The sequence below is a fragment of the Micromonospora sp. NPDC048830 genome (assembly GCF_043198215.1).
Classification (GTDB): domain Bacteria; phylum Actinomycetota; class Actinomycetes; order Mycobacteriales; family Micromonosporaceae; genus Micromonospora.
In genome coordinates this window covers 64,900-85,193 of sequence record NZ_JBICUP010000020.1, presented here as the reverse complement: position 1 = coordinate 85,193, position 20,294 = coordinate 64,900, and the positions used below count along the sequence as shown (strand labels likewise).

Below are 20,294 nucleotides of genomic sequence, written 5' to 3'. Positions count from 1 at the left end.
CGACGGCCTGTTGCGCCCCCGCCAGGTGCAGACCCAGGGGCCGGACGGCACCCGGATGATCGCCGACACCTTCTACACCGCCACGGGCAAGCTCGACAAGACCTACACCCGCTCGGGCCAGCTCGCCACCGTCACCGACCCGGCGGGCAACGTCTGGCGGCACGAGTACGACCACGACGCGGCCGGCAACACGACCGTGCGTACGAAGGTGGGCGCGGACCAGACGCTGGAGTGGGACGCCGAGGGCAACCTCGAGTCCGTCACCAACGCCGACGGCAAGAAGACCAGCTTCCTGTACGACGTCGACGGCTCGCGGATGCTCCGCAAGGAGCCGGACGCGACCACCCTCTACCTGCCGGGGATGGAGATCCGGCTCAACCACACCACCCGCGCGACGGACGCCACCCGCTACTACGCGCTGCCCGGTGGGGCGACGATCGTCCGCAAGGTCAACGGGCTGCACCACGTCGCCAACGACCACCACGGCACGGGCCAGGCGACGGTCGACGAGCAGGCCAGCGGCGGCGTTGGGTAGCCGTGCGATGCGGGGCCCGCCGGCCGCTGATCAGAATGGGACGAAGGGCTCTACCGTGCACTCATCGCACCGAGTAGTCTCTTGCCTTCAACGCGTGCCTCACCCCTCCCGGAGGCGTACACCACCATGCGTGGCTCCCCCCTGCGCATCCTCGTCGTCGGTGCGGGCATCGCCGGGCTGGCCGTGGCCCGGGCGCTGCGGATGGTGGGCTTCCGGCCCGACGTCACCGAGAAGCTGCCCGCGTCGGAACTCGTCGACACCGGCCTCTATCTGCCCGGCAACGCGGCGCGGGCGCTGCGCCGGCTCGACCTGCACGACCCGGTACGCCCGCTCGGGCGGATCATTTACCGGCAACGCTTCTTCGACTCCGACGGCGTCCCGCTGTGCGAGGTCGACCTCGACGCCCTGTGGGCGGGCGTCGGCGAGTGCCGGGCCCTGCCCCGCGCCGAGCTGCACCGCGTCCTGTTCACCGGGGCCGGCGGCGCCGTCCGGCACGGCGCCGAGGTGAGCGCCATCGAGCTGCTGCCCGCGGCCGTGGCCGTCACCTTCGCCGATGGCACGGCCGCCGAGTACGACCTGGTGATCGGGGCGGACGGCCCCCGCTCGACCGTACGCTCGCTGGCCGCGCTGGGCGGGCCGCCCCGTCGGGCCGGGCAGGTGGTGTACCGGGGCGTCGTGCGGGGCGGCCCGCCGGTCACCGAGTGGACCGCGCTGCTCGGCCAGCGGTCGGGCTTCCTCGTGGTGCCGCTGGGCGCCGGGCGGCTCTACTGCTACGCCGACGAGGCGGGCACCGTCGCCCCGGCGGAGCCGCTGGCCCGGCTCCGCGAGCTGTTCGGCTCGTACGGCGGGCCCGTGCCGCAGGTGCTGGAGGCGCTGGACCAGGTGCACGTCAGCGTGACCGACGAGGTCGAGCTGGGGCGCTGGTCCCGGGGGCGGGTGCTGCTCGTCGGCGACGCCGCGCACGCCACCGCCCCGACCCTGTCGCAGGGCGCGGCCATGGCGCTGGAGGACGCGGTGGTGCTGGCCGAGGCACTGAAGGGGGCCGGTTCGGTCGAGGCGGCCCTGGTCGCGTACGAGAGTCGGCGGCGTCCGCGTACCCGGTGGGTGCGGGACCGGACCCGGGACCGCAACCGAACCCGCGACGTGCCGCCGGCGCTGCGCGACCCGCTGCTGCGCGGGCGCGGCGGGCGCATCTTCGGCGAGCACTACCGGTTGCTCGTCGACCCGCTGTAGAGCGACCTTCCATCCTGCCCCGCCACCCCACGCGGTGCCCCCACCTGCGGGGGACTATCCTCCTTGCGGATGACGGCTCGCAGATAACCAGCGCGTGCCGAGCGGGACAAACCAGAACCGGAGGCCACTCGTGACCACCGTCGCACCCAAGCCGGTCGTGACCCGGCCCTGGCCGGTCCGAGAGCCGGTCAAGGGGTCGGCCCTCGCGCGGCTGCTGCGGACCACGGACGCGAAGCAGATCGGGATCATGTACATGGTCACCGCGTTCGCGTTCTTCATGATCGGTGGCCTGATGGCTCTGATCATGCGGGCCGAGCTGGCCCGACCGGGCATGCAGTTCCTGTCGCCCGAGCAGTTCAACCAGCTGTTCACGATGCACGGCACGATCATGCTGCTGTTCTTCGCGACGCCGATCGTGTTCGCCTTCGGCAACTACGTGGTGCCGCTGCAGATCGGCGCCCCGGACGTGTCGTTCCCCCGGCTCAACGCCTTCGCGTACTGGCTGTACCTGTTCGGCGGCACCATGGCCACCGCCGGCTTCATCGCCCCGGGCGGCGCGGCCGACTTCGGGTGGTTCGCGTACGTCCCGCTGAGCAACGCGCAGCACTCGCCGGGCGTGGGCGCCAACATGTGGATCGTCGGCCTGGCCATCTCCGGCCTCGGCACGATCCTCGGCGCGGTGAACATGATCACCACGATCCTGACCCTGCGCGCCCCCGGCATGACCATGTTCCGGATGCCGATCTTCACCTGGAACCTGCTGGTCACCAGCCTGCTGGCGATCCTGGTCTTCCCGCTGCTGGCCGCCGCGCTGTTCGCGCTCGCCGCGGACCGGCTGATCGGCGCCCACGTGTACGACCCGGCCACCGGCGGCCCGATGCTGTGGCAGCACCTGTTCTGGTTCTTCGGCCACCCCGAGGTCTACATCATCGCGCTGCCGTTCTTCGGCATCATCTCCGAGATCATTCCGGTCTTCTCCCGGAAGCCGATCTTCGGTTACAAGGGCCTCGTGGCCGCGACCGTCGGCATCGCCGCCCTGTCGATGAGCGTCTGGGCGCACCACATGTTCGTCACCGGCCAGGTGCTGCTGCCGTTCTTCAGCTTCCTCAGCTACCTGATCGCCGTGCCGACCGGCATGAAGTTCTTCAACTGGATCGGCACCATGTGGCGGGGCCAGATCAGCTTCGAGACGCCGATGCTGTTCGCCGTCGGCTTCCTGGTGACGTTCCTCTTCGGTGGCCTGACGGGCGTGCTGCTGGCCAGCCCGCCGCTGGATTTCCACATCTCGGACTCGTACTTCGTGGTGGCGCACTTCCACTACGTGCTCTTCGGCACCATCGTGTTCGCCGTCTTCGGCGGCATCTACTTCTGGTTCCCGAAGATGTTCGGCCGGATGCTCGACGAGCGGCTCGGCAAGGTGCACTTCTGGCTGACCATGATCGGCTTCCACACCACGTTCCTGGTGCAGCACTGGCTGGGCGCCGAGGGCTTCCCCCGCCGCTACGCCGACTACCTGCCCGACGACGGCTTCACCATGCTGAACACCATCTCCACCGTCGGCGCGTTCATCACCGGTATCTCGACCCTGCCGTTCATCTGGAACTGCTGGAAGTCGTACAAGACCGGCCCGGTGGTCGAGGTCGACGACCCGTGGGGCCACGGCAACTCCCTGGAGTGGGCCACCACCTCGCCGCCTCCGCTGCGTAACTTCGACCGGATGCCGCGCATCCGCTCCGAGCGCCCCGCGTTCGACGCGAAGTTCCCGGAGTTGGCCGCCGGCGGCCAGAGCCTGGCCGGGCCGCCGGAGGGCGGCGCCAAGCCGCTGACCAGCGAGGCCGACGGTGGCGCCAGCTACCAGGAGGACACCGCGAGCAACGCCGACCGGCGCTGACCGACCGCTACGACGGGCGCCGCACCCCACTGGGGGTGCGGCGCCCGTTGCCGTGTTCCACCCTTCTCCCCGCGTGCCTTCTCCCCGTGCCCTTCCTCCGGTCCCATGCCCTTCCTCCGGTCCCGGTCCCGGCCCCGGGTCGAGGTCCCGACCCCGGGTTGAGGCCGCAACTTCCCGGAAGTTGTCGCCTTTCCGGCCGGTCGAGGCCGCAACTTCCCGGAAGTTGCGGCCGCCGGGCGCGTGGCGCCGGTTGGACGCCGAGACCGTCCCGGTGCGGCCGCCGGGCCCGTGGCGCGAGACCGCCACGGTGCGGGCGGAGGGCAGCGGCGCCGGGGTGGGCGAGTGTCTGGACCGGGAGTTGTGGTCGCCGGGCCCGTGGCGCCAGGGCAGCGGCGCCGGGGTGGGCGAGTGTCTGGACCGGGAGTTGTGGTCGCCGGGCCCGTGGCGCCAGGGCAGCGGCGCCGGGGTGGGCGAGCGTCTGGACCGGGAGTTGTGGTCGCCGGGCCCGTGGCGCCAGGGCAGCGGCGCCGGGGTGGGCGAGCGTCCCGGGGAGCCGTCAGCCGGTCAGCGGGGCCGTCAGCCGGTCAGCGGGGCCGGCTCCGGTGTCGGGGCGGGCTCCGGAGCCGGGGCGCGGCGGCGGCGCAGCTCGGCGGGGAGCACGGCGGCGGTGACCAGCACGCCGATCACGCCGATGACCACGAATCCCCACAGCGGCGCGCTGGCGTCGATCACCGCGCCGGCCAGCGGGGCGCCCAGCGCGACCCCGACCGTCACGGCCGAGCCGTGCAGGCCCATCGCCTCGCCGCGCACGGCGGCCGGGGCCAGCCGGCTGACGGCGTCGGCCGTGGCGGCGATGCACGGCGCGCAGAGCATTCCGGCCGGGACCAGGGCCAGGCCGAGCAGCCACCAGTGGGAGCCGCCCAGCCCGATCGGGATGGTGCACAGGCTCAGCGCGGCCACCAGGGCCAGCGGCGGCACGGCGCGGCTCACCGCCCCGTACGCGAAGCCGCCCACCAGCGACGCGGCAGCCCACCCGGCGAGGACCGCGCCCGTCCAGCCCACCTCGCCGCCGGCGCGCAGCACGGCGACGACCGCGACGTCGGTGCCCCCGAGCACGAGGGTGGCGGCGAGGCTGACCGCCAGGACGGCGAGCAGCCGGGGCGTGATCCACTCACGGCGGGGCACCCGGCGCGGCTCGCGGGCCGGCTCGTCCGCCTCCCGCACGGGCGGGTTCATCAGCCACAGCGTGATCCCCGAGGCGACGATGCCGGCGCCGACCGCGTACAGGGTGAACCGGGACGACACCGTCGTGCACAGGGCCACGGCGAGCGCCGGCCCGACCATGAACGACAACTCCACCGACATGGAGTCCAGCGCGTACGCCGGGCGGCGCCGTTCCGGCGGCACGAGCGCGGCGACCGACTGGCGGATCACCGAGAACAGGGGCAGGGCGAGCAGCCCCGCGACGAACGCGGCGGGCAGCAGCAGCGGGTACGGCAGCGCGGGCGCGGTGGACCAGAACACGCCCTCGGCGACCGTGGTGAGGACGAGGACCGGCCGCAGGCCGCGCCTGTCCACCAGCCGGCCGAGCAGCGGGCCGCCGATCGCGGCGCCCACGGTCATGGCCGCGCCGACCAGGCCCGCCGCCCCGTACCCGCGGCCGAGGTCGAGCACCACGTGGAAGGTGATGGTGATCCCGGTCGCGGTGAGCGGGATGCGGGCGAGCACGGACACCAGCAGCAGCGACCGGAGTCCGGGCAGGGCGAGCGCCTGCCGGTAAGGCTTCATGTTCACGACGGTGGAGTACCTCCGGTCGCCATCCTCGACCCCCGGCACGACACCCGCCAGCCGTTTACCGCGTCAGGCGGCCCTGATCACCGCCTGCCCGCGCATCGCCACTCCCGCACCCTCCATGGCGCGCAGCGCCACGTCGGTGGTCTCCGGGGCCACGGCGGCGGTGAGGTCGAGCAGCACGGTGGTGGCGAACCCCGCCCGGGCCGCGTCCAGGGCGGTGGCCCGCACGCAGTGGTCGGTGGCGATGCCGACGACGTCGACCGTGTCGACGCCGTGCCGGCGCAGCCAGTCGGCCAGGCACTCGCCGTCGGCGGCGTGCCCCTCGAAGCCCGAGTACGCCGCGGCGTACTCGCCCTTGTGGAAGACCGCCTCGACGCGGCTGGTGTCCAGCTCGGGGTGGAACTCCGAGCCGGGCGTGCCGACCACGCAGTGCGCGGGCCAGCACTCGACGTAGTCCGGCGGGTCGCCGAAGTGCGCCCCCGGGTCGACGTGGTAGTCCTTGGTGGCCACGACGTGGTCCCAGCGGTCGGGCTCGGCGGCGAGCAGCCGGGAGATCCCGGCGGCCACGCCGGCCCCGCCGGCCACGGCGAGGGACCCGCCCTCGCAGAAGTCGTTCTGCACGTCGACGATGATCAGCGCGTTGCCCACGGGGGTGCTCCTTCGGGGGAGTGGAGTCAGGCGGCGGGGACGACCGTGACCGGGATCGCCGGGTCACCGGCCGAGAGCTTCAGGCCCTCCCAGGGGATGGAGATCAGGCACTGCCGCAGGTGCTCCCGCGACTCGTCCAGCGTGGGCAGCGTGACCGGATCGCCCGCGACGACGTACGACCGCTGGAGCAGCCGGTCGTGGGGCTGCCGGTCCGGTACGCCCTGCGGGACGACGACCTCCTCCGTGGCGGTGCCGGTCGGCTTGTGCCGGCGGACGGCGACCTTGCGCCCGCCGATGGTGGCCTTGTGCTCGGAGCGCTTCACGACCGGCTGGCCCGCCACCTCGACCAGTTTGTAGACCAGGCCGGCGGTGGGCGCGCCGGAGCCGGTGACGACCGCGGTGCCGGCGCCGTACATGTCGACCGGCTCGGCGGCGAGCGCGGCGATGGCGTACTCGTCGAGGTCGCCCGAGACGACGATCTTCGTCTCGGTGGCGCCGAGGGAGTCGAGCAGCTCGCGGGACTGCTGGGCGATGACCGCGAGGTCGCCCGAGTCGATCCGGACGGCCCGCAGCTCGGGCCCGGCCACCTCGATCGCGGTGCGGATGCCCTGGCTGATGTCGTACGTGTCGACCAGGAGCGTCGTGTCCTTGCCGAGCGTGGCGACCTGCGAGGCGAACGCCGCCCGCTCGTCGTCGTGCAGCAGCGTGAACGCGTGCGCGGCGGTGCCGGCGGTCGGGATGGCGTACCGCTCGCCGGCGGCCAGGTTGGAGGTGAACCGGAACCCGGCCAGGTACGCGGCGCGGGCGGCGGCCACCGCCGCCTCCTCGTGGGCGCGCCGGGAACCCATCTCGATCAGCGTCCGGCCGCGGGCCGCGGTGACCATCCGGGCGGCGGCCGCGGCGACGGCGCAGTCGTGGTTGAGCACGGACAGCACCAGCGTCTCCAGCACCACGCACTCGGCGAAGCCGCCGGAGACGGTGAGGATGGGGGAGCCGGGGAAGAACAGCTCGCCCTCGGCGTACCCGTCGACGTCGCCGGTGAAGCGGTACCCGGCCAGCCACTCGGCGGCCCGGTCGTCGACGACGCCGGTGCGGCGCAGGAAGTCGATCTCGGCGGGGGAGAACCGGAAGTCGCGGATCATCTCGACCAGCCGGGCCGTGCCGGCGACCACGCCGTACCGGCGCCCGGTGGGCAGCCGCCGGGTGAACACCTCGAAGACGCAGGGACGGTCGGCCGTGCCGTCCCGCAGGGCGGCGCCGACCATCGTCAGCTCGTAGTGGTCGGTCAGCAGCGCGGGACGAAGGGTGCTCACCCGACCAGCCTAGAGTTCAGCCCGCGAGCTCGCCGTCCTGCCCCGGCAACGACCGCAGCGCGGAGCGCAGCGCGGTCCGCCCGGCCACCCCGAGCTTGCTGTAGACGTGCTGCAGGTGGTTCTCCACCGTCCGGCTGGACAGGAAGAGCCGCTCGGCGATGGCCCGGCTGGTCACCCCCTCGGCGGCGAGGCGGGCGATCTCCCACTCCCGCTCGGTCAGGGTGGGCTGGCCCAGCCGTAGCGCGGGGGTGGCGACCTGGTCGCACCGGCTGAGCAGCTCGCCGAGGCGCTCGTGGGCGACCGAGGCCGAGCTGGACCGGTCGCTTCGCAGCCGGTGCAGCGCCGCCGCGGTCGCCTCCGCGGCGAAGACCCGCAGGTCCAGCGCGGCGAAGTCGTCGGCCACGGCGAGCAGGTCGTCGGCCTCGTCGGCGACGGTGGCCCGCGCGTACCGGGCCAGCAGCGGCGGCAGCGGGCCGTCGACCCGCTCGGAGAGTTCGGCCAGCCGCTGGGCCACCGTCCGCCGGCCGCCGTCGGTGCAGGTCGGGCCGACGGGGGTGGCGGCCTGGTCGAGCCGGACCAGGTCGTGCAGGACGAGCACCTCGTGGCCGGCGAGGCCGTCCGCACGGAGCCGGTCGGCCAGGGCGGCGAGGTGCTTGGCGGCGCCCGGCAGGTCTCCGGCGGCGGCGAGCGCGGCGCCGCGGGCCTGCTCCAGCCAGGGGTAGAGCACCGCCATCCCCGGCGTGTGGGTCCGGTCCGCCTCGGCCATCGCCTCCGCGGCGTGCGCGGCGTCGCCGCGCAGCGCCGCCGCCTGGGCGCGTTCGGCCTGGGCCAGGCCCGCGTACACCCGGCTGGTGGCCAGCACCGCGCACGCGCCGAGGCTGGTCTTGAGCGCGGTGCCGCTCTGCCCGCGCAGCCGAGCCGCGTACGCCTGGAGGATGGCCAGGTAGCCGGTGCCGAGCCGGAAGTCGCCCTCGCCCGCGAGGTCGGCGAACTCGTCGGCGACGATCGCGTCGATGCCGGCCAGGTCGCCGCCGAGCGTGAGCCGGGTGCCCCGGGCCAGCTCCAGCGCCAGCTGGAGGTAGGGCATGTCGCCGCGCCAGCGGGCCGCCTCGGCCTGCACCTGCCGGATCGCGGCGGCGCTGCGGGTCAGCTCCCCCTGCGCGGCCTGGAGGTGAGCGAGGGTGCACCGGGCCAGCTCGCGGGCGGCCACCCCGGCGGCCGGCCGGTCCAGCACCGCCCGGGCCAGCCGTACCGCGCCGGTCGTGTCCAGCCGGTGCAGCCGCATGATCGCCTCGAAGGCGTTGACGCGGGCCCGTTCGCTCGCGTCGGTCAGCTCCGCGCCCAGGGCCGCGATCTCCTCCACCGTGGACTCCTGGTTGAGCCCCCAGTAGCTGACCATGCCCCGGACCGTGAGCCACCGGGCGCGCCGCCCCGGGCCGGACGCGTCCGCGGCGACGGCGTCGAGCATCGCCAGGGCCTCCTCGGGCCGGTCGGCGAACATCAGGATGGTGGCCAGCAGCTCCGCGGCGTCGAAGCCGCCGTCGGCGTCGAGCGCCGCGCGGGCCAGCCGGGTCCCCAGCGGTACGTCGTACCGGGCGAACGCCTGCGCGGCCGCGTCGAGCAGCAGCGCCGGATCCTGCGCGGTGCCGGAGTCGAGCCGCCACACCGCCACCCGCAGCAGGTCGCCCCGGCGGCGCTTGCCCACCGCCTCCAGCAGCTCGGCGAGCCGGGCCTGCAACCGGCGGGTCCGGCTGACCGGGCAGCGGCGGCGCATCACCTCGCCGTAGAGCGGGTGGCCCAGCCGCACGTCGACCCGGCGGTCGTTGTGCTCCACCGCGATCAGGCCGCGCTCCTCGGCGGTCTCCACGTCGGTCGGCTCCACCGCCTGGTAGAGCAGGTGCAGGCCCAGCGGCTCGCCGAAGGCGACCAGCTCCAGCACGGCCCGCACGCCCGGGGTGAGCTGCCCGATCCGGGTGTCGATCAGGTCGGACAGGCTGGGGGCCAGCTCTAGGCCGCCGGTCCAGCGCCACATCCCGTACGCGCGGCACAGCTCGCCGTCCGGGGCGGCCATCACCAGCTCGCGCAGCAGCAGGGGGTTGCCGCCGGAGAGCCGCCACAGCCGCTCGGCGGACCGGCCGTCGACCGGCCCCTTGAGGATGGCCGCGAGCAGCCCGGTGGTGTCGGAGAGCCCCAGCGGGGTCAGCTCCACGTGGTCGACCAGGCCGTCGGTCCACAGGGCCCGGATCGGCAGCGGCAGCTGCTCGCCGTCGCGGAGCGTCCCGATCACCGTGGCGTTGTCGGCCCGGGCGATCAGGTGCACCAGCGCCGCCGACGGGGGGTCGAGCAGGTGCGAGTCGTCGACCGCCAGCACGATCCGCCGCCCGGCTGCCTGCTGCTGCAACTGGTCCACGGCCCAGCGCAGCACCCCCGCGGGCGACAGCCCCTGCGGCTGCTCGGCGGGGAGGACCTGGATGAGGCCGCCGAAGGGCAGGGCCGCCGTGGTGGCGCTGGCCGAGATCGACCACACGGCGTACCGGTCGGTGGGCAGGGCGGCCAGGCACTCGCGCAGCAGCCGGCTCTTGCCCACCCCCGCGGAGCCGCGGTAGAAGAGGCCGCGCCCCTCGGCCCCGGTGGCCGCCGTCAACAGGCGGTCGAGCTCATCCCGGCGGCCGACGAACTCCCAGCGACTCATCGGAGCAGCATATCGATCCGGATGCGTCCGCGTACGTACCGTCGCCGCGGGAAATTGAGTAACCCGATGGTTACCCGTGAGTATCCGGGTGTCCTGTTGCCGACGCCGTTCGCCCATACTCTTCCGGCATCCGGCTGTCTCGGCCGGAAGGGACACGCGGCCGGGTTCCAGTGGCCGCCCTCACCGGGAGGCCACCTGATGAAGCCGGGCCCTCTCCCCGGGATCGACGTGACCGATCATGCCGGCGGTGGCCCTTTCGGCCCCGCGCGGTGCGCGCCGCTGCCGGTCCGGCTGGGGGTGACCGAGCCCGGGCCGGACGAGCCCCTGGCCGTGGTCGCCGCCGGTCCGGCCGGCGCCGCCCGCCGCGACGTGCTCGCCGCCCTGCTGGAGCTCGCCCCGGACGTGCTCGCCGTCCCGACGGGGAGCTGGCTGATGGTCGACCACGCCCGGGTGGCCACCCGGGCCGCCTACGTGCCGGGCTACCGCGAGCCGCACAGCTACCCGCCGGACGGGTCCGCGGCGGGCCCCGCCCTGGCCCGGCCGCCGCGCCGGGTCGAGCTGAGCCTCGCCGAGCCGCTGCTGCGGCACTTCACCCTTGTCGACACGCCGGACAGCGAGACGCTCGGCCCCGCCGGTGGGCAGATCCTGCGCGATGCCGTCGGCCGGGGCGGCGCGCTGCTCTTCGTGATCGCCGCCGACCAGGCGTTCACCGCCGCCGAGCTGCACCTGCTGGCCGAGGTCGCCCGCAGCCGGGTCGAGGTCTTCTTCGTGGTCACGCCGGGCACGTCCGGGTGGGCGCCGTCGTCCGACGGGGCGCCCGTCGCCCGGGGCGAGGGGGCGGCGCCGGACGGGCGGGTGATCCGTGGCCGCGGGGGCCGGGCGAGGCGCGTCGGGCCGGCGGGCCCCGACGGCGGGGGCGGGGCGCCGGCGTCGGCCGCGCGCCCGGGCGCCCCGGTGGACCCGCGGGCCGGCCGGTCCGCGGCCGAGCCCGTCGAGCCGGTCGAGGTGGTCGTCGCCGCGCACCGCGCCGCCCTGCTCTCCGCCGTGCCGGAGCTGGCCGGAGCGCGGTGGTGTCCGGCGCGGCCGGAGGAGACCGACGCGCTGCGTCGGGCGCTGGTGGGCTGGTCCGTCGGGGAGGGACTGCGCCGGGCCAGCGCCCAGCCGCCCGTGCCGGCCGGGGCGCACGGCCGGGTGTCGGTGCTGCCCGGCCTGGACCCGACCGAGTGGTCCGAACAGCTCGACCGCCAGGCGCGCTCCTGCGCCCAGCGGATCCGCCAGGACCTCGCCCTGGAACTCGCCAACACCCACCTGCGGGTGGTCCAGGAGATCGTCTTCGGGGTCGGCTGCGCGGGCCTGCCGCAGTTACTGGACCGGGAGATGGAGGCGCTGTCGCTGCTCGCCACCGCCACGTGCGACCGGGCGGTGCGGGCGATCCTGGACGACGCCGCGGCGCGGGTCTTCGGCGCCCCGGTCGCGGAGGGGGTGCGCCGGCGGATCGCCGACGCCGTGCACTTCGGGCTCGCCGAGCACCCGGCCGGCCAGGATCTCGACCGGGTGCTGCTCGTCACCAGCACCGCCGGGGTGGCCGAGCTGGCCGGCCCCGGCGCCGTCGACTCGGTCTCCGGCTACCCCGGCGCGCCGCGTACCGAGGTGCTGCCGCCCGTGGCGGTGGCGCTCTCCGGCGGATGCTGGCAGCACTGGCGCATGCCCGGCAACGACGACCCGGGTGGCGCGCGCTCCTGGGCGCAGCGGGCGCTGCGCGAGGTCGAACTGGAGCTCGCACGGGAGGTCTCCCGGCGGTTCGAGGCGGTCCGCCTCTCGCTCGGCGTGGTGCTCTCCGATGCGGTCGACCACGGCATCCTGCTGGCCTGACGGCCGCCCGGTCGGCCCGGCGGCCCGGCTCGGGCGCGCGCCGTCCGTGCGGCCCGTCGGCGCCGATCCGGGCCGGTCCGGCGCTCCGGTTCATCGCCACGGCGGAACCGGTGGCACGATGGGGGCATGGCGGCTCCGCAGGTTGCACCGGTCGAGACGCCGGACACCGAAGAGGTGCCGGCTTCCGACCGGCCGTGGGTGACGATCGTGTGGGACGACCCGGTCAACCTGATGTCGTACGTGACCTGGGTCTTCCAGAAGCTCTTCGGGTACAGCCGGGAGAAGGCCGAGAAGCTGATGCTGGACGTGCACCACAAGGGGCGGGCGGTGGTCTCCAGCGGCGCCCGGGAACGGATGGAGCACGACGCGGCGCAGCTGCACGCGTACGGGCTGTGGGCCACGGTGGAGCGCTCGTGAGCGAGTTCCGCCGCCGCGGCGACCGGTACGTCGTCACCCTCGCCCCGGACGAGGTCCGCGTGCTGCGCAAGGTGGCCTCCGAGGTTGTGGGCCTGCTCACGGACGGCTTCGACCACTCCGACCCGGTGGTCGGCCGGCTGTTCCCCGAGGCGTACCCGGACGACGCGCCCGGTGCGGCGGAGTTCCGCCGCTACACCGAGGGCGACCTGAAGACCGGCAAGATCGACCAGGCCGGCGCGGTCCTCGCCGCGCTGCCCGAGGCCAGCGGCGAGGTGGCGCTCGACGCCGAGGCGGCCGAGGCGTGGCTGCGGGCGCTCAACGACGCGCGGCTGGCGATGGGCGTCCGGCTGGAGATCAAGGACGGCACGGACCTGGGCGCGGAACTGGACGTGGCGGTGGCCGCGGACCCGTCGTCGACCCGGGTGTTCCAAATATCGGTATACGCCTATCTCGGGTACCTCCAGGAATCGCTGCTCAACGCGATGATCGACTGAGCGTGACCGCTGCCACTTCGGGTGAAGGCCAACAGGCGTTAGGCTGGACGGCGTGCTGACCATCGACCGGTCGATCGTCGACGCGATCGTCGCCCACGCGCGCCGGGACCACCCGGATGAGGCGTGCGGCGTGGTCGCCGGCCCCGCCGGCAGTGACACCCCCATCCGGCACGTCCCGATGGAGAACGCCGCCCGCTCCATGACCTTCTACGAGTTCGACTCGATGGAGCACCTGCGGGTGTGGCGGGAGATGGACGACCGCGACGAGGAGCCGGTCGTCATCTACCACTCCCACACCGCGACCGAGGCGTACCCGTCCCGCACGGACATCTCCTTCGCCGGCGAGCCGAACGCCCACTACCTGCTCGTCTCCACTCGAGAGCCCGACACGGAGGAGATCCGCTCCTACCGGATCGTCGACGGCGTGGTGACCGAGGAGCCGGTCCGGATCGTGGACGCCAGCGTGGACCCGCACGCCGTCCAGTCGTGCATGTTCGGGCAGAGCCCGGCGACGGTCGACTACGAGTGTTCCGACCGCTGACACCCGCAGCGCCGAAACATCCTTCTCCCTTCCGTCACCGTGCCACCACACACCCGAACAAGGAGTTACGACACCATGGCCATCGAGGTTCGCATCCCCACCATCCTGCGCAGCTACACCGGCGGCGCGAAGGTCGTCGAGGGGGCCGGCGACACGCTGGGCGACCTGCTGACCGACCTGGACTCCCGGCACGAGGGCCTGCGCCCCCGGCTGGTCACCGACGCCGGCGCGCTGCACCGGTTCGTCAACGTCTACGTCAACGACGAGGACGTCCGCTTCCTCGGCGCGCTGGACGCCAAGCTCACCGACGGCGACAGCGTCACCATCCTGCCGGCCGTGGCCGGCGGCGCCCGCTAGGGCTGTCGCCATGTCTCGGTACGACAGCCTGCTGGACGCCTGCGGGGGCACACCCCTGGTCGGGCTGCCCCGGCTCTCCCCGACGGTGCCCGAGGGGGCGCCGCCGGTGCGGCTGTGGGCGAAGCTGGAGGACCGGAACCCGACGGGCAGCATCAAGGACCGCGCGGCCATGTTCATGGTCCGCCGGGCCGAGGAGGAGGGCCGGCTGCGCCCGGGCGACACCATCCTGGAGCCGACCAGCGGCAACACCGGTATCTCCCTGGCGATGGTGGCCAAGCTGCGCGGCTACCGGCTGGTCTGCGTGATGCCGGAGAACGTCTCCGCCGAGCGGGTCCAGCTGCTCCGGATGTACGGCGCGGAGATCATCTTCTCGCCGGCCGCCGGCGGGTCGAACCAGGCCGTCGCCACGGCGAAGCAGATCTCGGCCGAGCACCCCGACTGGGTGATGCTCTACCAGTACGGCAACGAGGCCAACGCCCGGGCGCACTACGAGACGACCGGGCCGGAGCTGCTGCGTGACCTGCCCACCATCACGCACTTCGTGGCCGGGCTGGGCACCACCGGCACCCTGATGGGCACCGGACGCTACCTGCGCGAGAAGGTCGAGGGCATCCAGGTCGTGGCCGCCGAGCCCCGCTACGGCGAGCTGGTCTACGGGCTGCGCAACATCGACGAGGGGTACGTCCCGGAGCTCTACGACGGCACGGTCCTGTCGAGGCGGTTCTCCGTCGGCACGCGGGACGCCGTGCTGCGTACCCGGCAGTTGGTGGAGGTCGAGGGGATCTTCGCCGGCTTCTCCACCGGAGCCATCCTGCACGCCGCCCTGGCGGTCGCGCACGAGGCGGTCCGGGCCGGCCGGGGGGCCGACGTGGCGTTCGTGGTCGCCGATGGCGGATGGAAGTACCTCTCCACGGGCGCGTACGGCGGCACGCTCGCCGAGGCGGAGGAGGCTCTCGAAGGCCAGCTCTGGGCCTGACGACAGCGACGGGACGGGTCGTGGCCGGGTGACGGTCGCGGCCCGTCGCGTGCTTTCCGCCCTCCGGGCGCCCCGCCGTGGGTGTCACCTTGGTGACAACTTCCACGAGATGATTCTTGCTCCGGTGTGGGCCAGCGTAGGCTGCGCAGCGTGGCGTACGCGTCGGTGGAGATCATCCCCGGGGTGGCGGCCGACGTGACGACTACCATATGTTACAGCGGGACGACGTGATGCGACTGACCGTCCTGGGCTGCGCCGGTAGCTTCCCCGGCCCCGACTCCCCGTGTTCGGCCTATCTCGTCGAGGCCGAGGGCTTCCGCCTCCTGATCGATTTCGGCCCGGGAGCCCTGTCCACTCTCCAGCGGTACGCCGGGCTGCACGCCCCGGACGCCATCCTGCTGACCCACCTGCACTGTGACCACATCCTCGACGCCGCGTCGTACGTCGTGGTCCGCCGGTACGCCCCGGACGGCCCGTACCCGGCCCTGCCGGTGTACGCGCCCTCCGGCGCGCCCGACCGGCTGGCCTCCGCGTACGGGCAGGAGGACGGCACGGTCGACGACGTGTACCAGTTCTACGGGCTGCAGCCGGGCACCTTCCCGATCGGACCGTTCACGGTCACCGTGGACCGGATGAACCACCCGGTCGAGACGTACGGGGTGCGGCTGGAGCACGACGGCCGGGTGCTCTGCTACTCCTCGGACACCGCGCCGTGCGAGGCGCTGCTGCGGCTGGCCCAGAGCGCCGACGTCTTCCTCTGCGAGGCCAGCTACCTCGACGGGGTGGAGAACCCGCCGGACCTGCACCTGACCGGCCGGGAGGCCGGCGAGGCGGCCACCAAGGCGGGCGTCGGGCGGCTGCTGCTGACCCATCTCGTGGCCGCGTGGGGCAGCGAGGCGATGACCGTGGAGGCGGCCGGGGCGGCGTACGCCGGCCCGCTCGAGGTGGTCCGCGCCGGCGCGTCGTACGAGGTCTGAACGCCGCCGCCCCGGCGGAGCGCCGTGTTGTGCCGCACTGTTCGCCGGCCCGTCAGCAGCCCGTCGCCTGATGCACCGTTGCGACCCCCACGGTGGGGCCATGCGCATCGCCATCGTGACCGAGTCGTTCCCCCCGGACGTCAACGGCGTGGCGCACTCGGTCGTGCGGAGCGCCGAACACCTGCTGCGTCGCGGCCACGAGCCGCTGGTCATCGCGCCGGCCCCCGCCGCAAGGCACCGGGACACCAGCCGGCAGCCGTACCCCGTGATCCGGATCCCCAGCGTGCCGCTGCCGCGCTACCAGGGATTCCGGCTCGGGGTGCCCGGCGGGCGGCTGCCGGAGGCCCTGCTGGCCCACCGGCCGGACGTGGTACACCTCGCCAGCCCTTTCGTGCTCGGGGCCCGGGCGGCCGCCGTGGCCGCCCGGCACGGGCTGCCCACGGTCGCCGTCTACCAGACCGATGTCGCCGCGTACGCCCGGGCCTACCGCGTCAGCTGGGGCGAGGCGGCGGCGTGGCGGCGGCTCCGAGCCATTCACAACTCGGCGCACCGGACCCTCGCTCCGTCCACCCGGGCCGCCGCCGATCTGAGCGCCAACGGCGTCGAACGGGTCTGGCTCTGGCGGCGCGGCGTCGACGCCGAGCGGTTCGCCCCGGCCCACCGTTGCCCGTCGCTGCGTCGCACGCTCGCCCCCGCCGGCGAGACCCTGGTCGGATACGTCGGCCGGCTGGCCCCGGAGAAGCAGGTGGACCTGCTCGCGGCCACCGCGGGGTTGCCCGGCGTCCGCGTGGTGGTGGCCGGCGACGGCCCTGCCCGTGGGCAGTTGGAACGGGCCCTGCCGAAGGTGACCTTCCTCGGCGTGCAGCACGGCGCGGCGCTGGCCCGGCTCTACGCCAGCCTCGACGTCTTCGTGCACACCGGCCCGCACGAGACCTTCGGCCAGACCCTGCAGGAGGCCGCGGCCAGCGGCGTACCCGTCGTCGCGCCCGCCAGCGGCGGACCGGTGGACCTGGTGCGCACGGGTGAGACCGGCCTGCTCGTGCCGCCCGGCGACGCGGAGGCGCTGGCGGACGCGGTCGCGGCGCTGGCCGCCGACCCCGCCCGGCGGGCCGCGTACGGCGCGGCCGGGCGGGCGATGGTCGAGGGGCGCAGCTGGACCGCCGTCGGCGACGAGTTGATCGCCCACTACCGGGCGGTCCAGGCCGCCGCGGGCTCCGCCCGCGCCCTGCCGGCCGCGTGATGACCGACATGGGAGACCCGTCGGTGGCGCCCGGGCCGGCGCCGTCCGGCCTGCGCATCGTCCGGCTGGCGAACTTCGTGGCCCCGCGCTCCGGCGGGCTCCGCACGGCGCTGCGCCACCTCGGCGCGGGATACCGGGCCGCGGGACACGACCCCGTCCTGGTGGTGCCGGGCCCGCGGCACGAGGACACCCGGCACGGATACGGCCGCCTGCTGACGATGCCCGGGCCCGCGGTTCCCGGCAGCGGCGGCTACCGGCTGCTCACCAGCCGGCGGGACGTGGTCCGGGTGCTCGACTCGCTCGCGCCGGACCGCCTGGAGGTGTCCGACCGGTCCACCCTGCGCTGGGCGGGCAGTTGGGCGCGGGCCAACGGCGTGCCGTCGGTGATGGTGTCGCACGAGAGCCTCACCGGCCTGCTGGCTCAGTGGAGGCTGCCCCGCCCCGCCGCCCGCCGGCTCGCCGACCGGCTGAACGCGGCCACCGTCCGCGCGTACGACCGGATCGTCTGCACCACCCGGTGGGCGGCGGAGGAGTTCCACCGCCTCGGCGCGCCCGACGTGTCGCTGGTGCCGCTCGGCGTCGACCTGGAGACGTTCCATCCCGGACGCGCCGACCCCGGCGTCCGCGAGCGGTACGCCGACGACACGGAGATCCTGCTGGTGCACTGCGCCCGGCTGTCGCCGGAGAAACGACCGGGCCTCGCTGTCGACGCCCTCGCCGCGTTGCGCCGGGCCGGGCTGCCGGCGACGCTCGTGATGGCCGGCGACGGGCCGCTGCGGGCCGCTCTGGTCCGGCGCGCCACCGACCTGCCCGTACACTTCACCGGCTTCCTGCCGGACCGGCTTGCGGTGGCCACGCTGCTGGCCAGCGCGGACGTGGTGCTGGCGCCCGGGCCGGTGGAGACGTTCGGCCTGGCCGGGCTGGAGGCGCTCGCCTGCGGCACGCCGGTGGTGGCCGACGCGGCGGGCGCCCTGCCCGAGGTGCTCGGCCCGGCCGGGGCGACCGCGCACGGGACGCCCGCGTCGTTCGCGGCCGCCGTGACCCGGCTGCTCGACCTCCCGGAGTCCCACCGCCGGGCGGCCGCCCGCGCCCGGGCGGAGCGGTTCGGCTGGCCGGCCGCCGTTGCCGGCTTCCTCGCCGCGCACCGGGCGGCTGCGGGGCCGGCGGCCCCGACCGGGGCCTCGAACCCGCCGTCGTCCCCCTAGGATCCCGCTGGTGAGCGACTCCCCCTCCGGGGCGGCCGGCTGGCAGCCCCAGCCGCCGACCCCTCCGCCAGCTCCGTCCGGCCCGCCGTTCCCGCCGACACCGCCCGCCCAGGCCGGGCCGTGGCCGGCTCCCCGGCCGTCGGCGGCGGCCGGACCGTACCCGCCGGCACCCCCGGCGAGCGCGTACCCGCACCCGCCGGCCGGGCCCGCGCCGGCGCCGCCGCGCCGGTCCATCGGGCTGCGGGTGTTCTTCGTCCTGCTCGCCGGGCTGGTCGCGATGGGGCTCTGCGCCGGCGGCGGCATCGCCGGGTACGTGGGTTGGTGGGTGCCCCGGCAGGACACGGCCGAGCGGCGGGCGATCTTCACGGACTGGGGCTCGCCGCGCAGCTTCACCTCCGACGGGCTCGTCGAGGGCGACGACTCGTCGCTGCGGGTGTACCGGTTCACCTGCCCGCAGGGCCGGTGCCCGGTGGACCTCGGCGAGCGGGTGCACGAGTGGCTCGTCGCGGCCGGCGCGCAGGACGCGAAGATCGAGGACGTGACGCGCTGCGTGGCCCGGGGCTTCCAGTACGGCGGCCCCACCTGCACCTGGACGTGGCGGGCGAAGGGTTGCCGGGCGACCGCGACCACGACCGGGCTGGAGCAGGTGCCGACCGGCTGGGACCGGCCGCTCGTGCTGAACGTCCGCGTCCAGGAGTGCGACTGAGAGGGGCCGGGGCGAGCGGTGGCCGGACGGCCGCACCGAATAGGGTGCAGGGATGGCACGACCTGACGGGCGGCGGCCCGACCAACTTCGACCGGTGACGCTGACCCGGGGCTGGAGCACCCACCCGGAGGGCTCCGTGCTCGTCGAGTTCGGCGGGACGCGGGTGCTCTGCACGGCGAGCGTCACCGAGGGGGTGCCCCGCTGGCGCAAGGGCTCCGGGCTCGGCTGGGTCACCGCCGAGTACGCGATGCTGCCCCGGGCGACGAACACCCGCTCCGACCGGGAGAGCGTCAAGGGTCGCATCGGTGGGCGTACCCACGAGATCTCCCGGCTCATCGGGCGCAGCCTGCGGGCCAGCGTCGACCTCAAGGCCCTCGGCGAGAACTCCATCGTGCTCGACTGCGACGTGCTCCAGGCCGACGGCGGCACCCGCACGGCGGCGATCACCGGCGCGTACGTGGCGCTGCACGACGCGGTGACCTGGCTGGCCGGGCGCAAGGCGCTGGCCGGCAGGGTGGACAGGGTGATGCACCGGTCGGTCGCCGCGGTGAGCGTCGGTGTCATCGCCGGCGAGCCGCGCCTCGACCTCTGCTACGAAGAGGACGTGGCGGCCGAGGTGGACATGAACGTGGTCTGCACCGGCACGGGCGACTTCGTCGAGGTGCAGGGGACGGGCGAGTCCGGGGTCTTCGCCCGGGACCGGCTCGACGCCCTGCTCGACCTGGCCGTCGCCGGCTGCGCGGAACTGGCCGATGCCCAGCGGAAGGCTCTCTCATGAACAAGGTCCTGCTCGCCACCCGTAACCGCAAGAAGCTCATCGAGCTGCAGCGGATCCTCGACGGCGCGCTCGGCGCACACCGGATCGCCCTGCTCGGCCTCGACGACGTCGAGCAGTACCCGGAGCTGCCGGAGACGGGCCTGACCTTCGGCGAGAACGCGCTCATCAAGGCGCGGGAGGGCTGCCGGCGCACCGGCCTGCCGACCATCGCCGACGACTCCGGCATCGCCGTCGACGCGCTCAACGGCATGCCCGGGGTGTTCAGCGCCCGCTGGGCCGGCCGGCACGGCGACGACAAGGCCAACCTCCAGCTCGTGCTGGACCAGATCGCCGACGTGCCGGACGAGCACCGGGGCGCCGCCTTCGTCTGCACCGTGGCGCTGGTGCTGCCCAACGGCAGGGAGCACCTCGTCGACGGCCGCCAGGCCGGCCGGGTGCTGCGCGCCCCGCGCGGCGAGGGCGGCTTCGGGTACGACCCGATCTTCCTCGGTGACGGGCAGGACCGCACCAACGCGGAGCTGACCCCGGAGGAGAAGGACGCGGTCAGCCACCGCGGCAAGGCGCTGCGTGAGCTGGCCAAGCTGGTCGCCAAGGTGCTGCCCCCGGCGGCCTGACCCGCCTCGGA

18 protein-coding genes and 1 pseudogene are annotated in these 20,294 nt (G+C 74.6%); 15 read left to right on the top strand and 4 right to left on the bottom strand.

The features are described 5' to 3' along the window. Positions 1 to 19 precede the first annotated feature (19 nt). The 3 genes and pseudogenes from ACGFIZ_RS18585 to ctaD form a co-directional block, all read left to right on the top strand. Positions 20 to 511 (top strand): annotated as a pseudogene (locus ACGFIZ_RS18585) (hypothetical protein); the annotation flags it as partial. Positions 512 to 661: 150 nt separating this feature from the next. Then, a complete protein-coding gene (locus tag ACGFIZ_RS18580; protein WP_393420746.1) occupies positions 662 to 1,768 on the top strand; it encodes an FAD-dependent monooxygenase in 1,107 nt (368 codons plus the stop codon). A 130-nt stretch (positions 1,769 to 1,898) separates the two neighbouring features. Next, entirely contained in the window at positions 1,899 to 3,659 is a 1,761-nt protein-coding gene (ctaD, locus tag ACGFIZ_RS18575; RefSeq protein ID WP_393420744.1) for a cytochrome c oxidase subunit I, read from the top strand. 576 nt (positions 3,660 to 4,235) lie between these two features. Here ctaD and ACGFIZ_RS18570 read toward each other — a convergent pair. The 4 genes from ACGFIZ_RS18570 to ACGFIZ_RS18555 all read right to left on the bottom strand — a co-directional run bounded on the left by ACGFIZ_RS18570 (position 4,236) and on the right by ACGFIZ_RS18555 (position 10,106). Further along, entirely contained in the window at positions 4,236 to 5,447 is a 1,212-nt protein-coding gene (locus tag ACGFIZ_RS18570; RefSeq protein WP_393420742.1) for an MFS transporter, read from the bottom strand. Positions 5,448 to 5,519: 72 nt separating this feature from the next. Beyond that, positions 5,520 to 6,101: an isochorismatase family protein gene (locus tag ACGFIZ_RS18565; RefSeq protein WP_393420740.1), complete on the bottom strand. Its 582-nt coding sequence runs from the start codon at positions 6,099 to 6,101 to the stop codon at positions 5,520 to 5,522. Between the two features lie 26 nt (positions 6,102 to 6,127). Then, positions 6,128 to 7,414 carry a nicotinate phosphoribosyltransferase gene (locus ACGFIZ_RS18560; RefSeq protein ID WP_393420738.1) on the bottom strand — a complete coding sequence of 429 codons (1,287 nt, stop codon included), beginning with the start codon at positions 7,412 to 7,414 and terminating at the stop codon, positions 6,128 to 6,130. Positions 7,415 to 7,430: 16 nt separating this feature from the next. Beyond that, on the bottom strand, positions 7,431 to 10,106 hold the full coding sequence (locus ACGFIZ_RS18555) for a LuxR C-terminal-related transcriptional regulator (RefSeq protein ID WP_393420736.1): 2,676 nt from the start codon (positions 10,104 to 10,106) through the stop codon (positions 7,431 to 7,433). Positions 10,107 to 10,304: 198 nt separating this feature from the next. Here ACGFIZ_RS18555 and ACGFIZ_RS18550 point away from each other — a divergent pair, with 198 nt between their 5' ends. The 12 genes from ACGFIZ_RS18550 (at position 10,305) to rdgB (ending at position 20,283) form a co-directional block, all read left to right on the top strand. After that, the gene (locus ACGFIZ_RS18550; RefSeq protein ID WP_393420734.1) at positions 10,305 to 11,978 is read left to right on the top strand and encodes a hypothetical protein; all 1,674 of its coding nucleotides are present in this window, start codon (positions 10,305 to 10,307) and stop codon (positions 11,976 to 11,978) included. Between the two features lie 126 nt (positions 11,979 to 12,104). Then, positions 12,105 to 12,395, top strand: a complete 291-nt coding sequence (gene clpS / locus ACGFIZ_RS18545; protein WP_393420732.1) for an ATP-dependent Clp protease adapter ClpS — start codon at positions 12,105 to 12,107, stop codon at positions 12,393 to 12,395. Next, entirely contained in the window at positions 12,371 to 12,889 is a 519-nt protein-coding gene (locus ACGFIZ_RS18540; RefSeq protein WP_393420730.1) for a DUF2017 domain-containing protein, read from the top strand. Before clpS ends, ACGFIZ_RS18540 begins: the two co-directional genes overlap by 25 nt. A gap of 52 nt (positions 12,890 to 12,941) precedes the next feature. Then, positions 12,942 to 13,430, top strand: a complete 489-nt coding sequence (locus tag ACGFIZ_RS18535; RefSeq protein WP_393420728.1) for a Mov34/MPN/PAD-1 family protein — start codon at positions 12,942 to 12,944, stop codon at positions 13,428 to 13,430. 75 nt (positions 13,431 to 13,505) lie between these two features. Next, positions 13,506 to 13,787, top strand: coding sequence for a MoaD family protein (locus ACGFIZ_RS18530; protein WP_393420726.1), 282 nt, complete (start codon positions 13,506 to 13,508; stop codon positions 13,785 to 13,787). 10 nt (positions 13,788 to 13,797) lie between these two features. After that, positions 13,798 to 14,763, top strand: coding sequence for a PLP-dependent cysteine synthase family protein (locus ACGFIZ_RS18525; RefSeq protein WP_393420724.1), 966 nt, complete (start codon positions 13,798 to 13,800; stop codon positions 14,761 to 14,763). 230 nt (positions 14,764 to 14,993) lie between these two features. After that, positions 14,994 to 15,740, top strand: coding sequence for an MBL fold metallo-hydrolase (locus ACGFIZ_RS18520; protein ID WP_393420722.1), 747 nt, complete (start codon positions 14,994 to 14,996; stop codon positions 15,738 to 15,740). A 100-nt stretch (positions 15,741 to 15,840) separates the two neighbouring features. Further along, complete coding sequence (locus ACGFIZ_RS18515; RefSeq protein ID WP_393420720.1) at positions 15,841 to 16,980, top strand: glycosyltransferase family 4 protein; 1,140 nt, start codon at positions 15,841 to 15,843, stop codon at positions 16,978 to 16,980. After that, entirely contained in the window at positions 16,980 to 18,185 is a 1,206-nt protein-coding gene (locus ACGFIZ_RS18510) for a glycosyltransferase (RefSeq protein ID WP_393420718.1), read from the top strand. The genes ACGFIZ_RS18515 and ACGFIZ_RS18510 overlap by 1 nt, the downstream gene beginning before the upstream one ends. A 10-nt stretch (positions 18,186 to 18,195) precedes the next feature. Further along, on the top strand, positions 18,196 to 18,891 hold the full coding sequence (locus tag ACGFIZ_RS18505; protein WP_393420716.1) for a hypothetical protein: 696 nt from the start codon (positions 18,196 to 18,198) through the stop codon (positions 18,889 to 18,891). A gap of 52 nt (positions 18,892 to 18,943) precedes the next feature. Beyond that, positions 18,944 to 19,669 carry a ribonuclease PH gene (gene rph, locus ACGFIZ_RS18500; RefSeq protein ID WP_393420714.1) on the top strand — a complete coding sequence of 242 codons (726 nt, stop codon included), beginning with the start codon at positions 18,944 to 18,946 and terminating at the stop codon, positions 19,667 to 19,669. Beyond that, positions 19,666 to 20,283 carry an RdgB/HAM1 family non-canonical purine NTP pyrophosphatase gene (rdgB, locus tag ACGFIZ_RS18495; RefSeq protein WP_393420712.1) on the top strand — a complete coding sequence of 206 codons (618 nt, stop codon included), beginning with the start codon at positions 19,666 to 19,668 and terminating at the stop codon, positions 20,281 to 20,283. The genes rph and rdgB overlap by 4 nt, the downstream gene beginning before the upstream one ends. The last annotated feature ends 11 nt before the right edge of the window (positions 20,284 to 20,294 follow it).

What these genes read in the sequence shown, in the direction of transcription:
- rdgB (WP_393420712.1), top strand. Translation starts at nt 19,666, where the DNA reads ATGAACAAGGTCCTGCTCGCCACCCGTAACCGCAAGAAGCTCATCGAG.
- ACGFIZ_RS18580 (WP_393420746.1), top strand. Translation starts at nt 662, where the DNA reads ATGCGTGGCTCCCCCCTGCGCATCCTCGTCGTCGGTGCGGGCATCGCC.
- ACGFIZ_RS18555 (WP_393420736.1), bottom strand. Translation starts at nt 10,106, where the DNA reads ATGAGTCGCTGGGAGTTCGTCGGCCGCCGGGATGAGCTCGACCGCCTG.
- ACGFIZ_RS18520 (WP_393420722.1), top strand. Translation starts at nt 14,994, where the DNA reads ATGCGACTGACCGTCCTGGGCTGCGCCGGTAGCTTCCCCGGCCCCGAC.
- ACGFIZ_RS18510 (WP_393420718.1), top strand. Translation starts at nt 16,980, where the DNA reads ATGACCGACATGGGAGACCCGTCGGTGGCGCCCGGGCCGGCGCCGTCC.
- ACGFIZ_RS18525 (WP_393420724.1), top strand. Translation starts at nt 13,798, where the DNA reads ATGTCTCGGTACGACAGCCTGCTGGACGCCTGCGGGGGCACACCCCTG.
- clpS (WP_393420732.1), top strand. Translation starts at nt 12,105, where the DNA reads ATGGCGGCTCCGCAGGTTGCACCGGTCGAGACGCCGGACACCGAAGAG.
- ACGFIZ_RS18550 (WP_393420734.1), top strand. Translation starts at nt 10,305, where the DNA reads ATGAAGCCGGGCCCTCTCCCCGGGATCGACGTGACCGATCATGCCGGC.
- ACGFIZ_RS18515 (WP_393420720.1), top strand. Translation starts at nt 15,841, where the DNA reads ATGCGCATCGCCATCGTGACCGAGTCGTTCCCCCCGGACGTCAACGGC.
- rph (WP_393420714.1), top strand. Translation starts at nt 18,944, where the DNA reads ATGGCACGACCTGACGGGCGGCGGCCCGACCAACTTCGACCGGTGACG.
- ACGFIZ_RS18530 (WP_393420726.1), top strand. Translation starts at nt 13,506, where the DNA reads ATGGCCATCGAGGTTCGCATCCCCACCATCCTGCGCAGCTACACCGGC.
- ACGFIZ_RS18570 (WP_393420742.1), bottom strand. Translation starts at nt 5,447, where the DNA reads ATGAAGCCTTACCGGCAGGCGCTCGCCCTGCCCGGACTCCGGTCGCTG.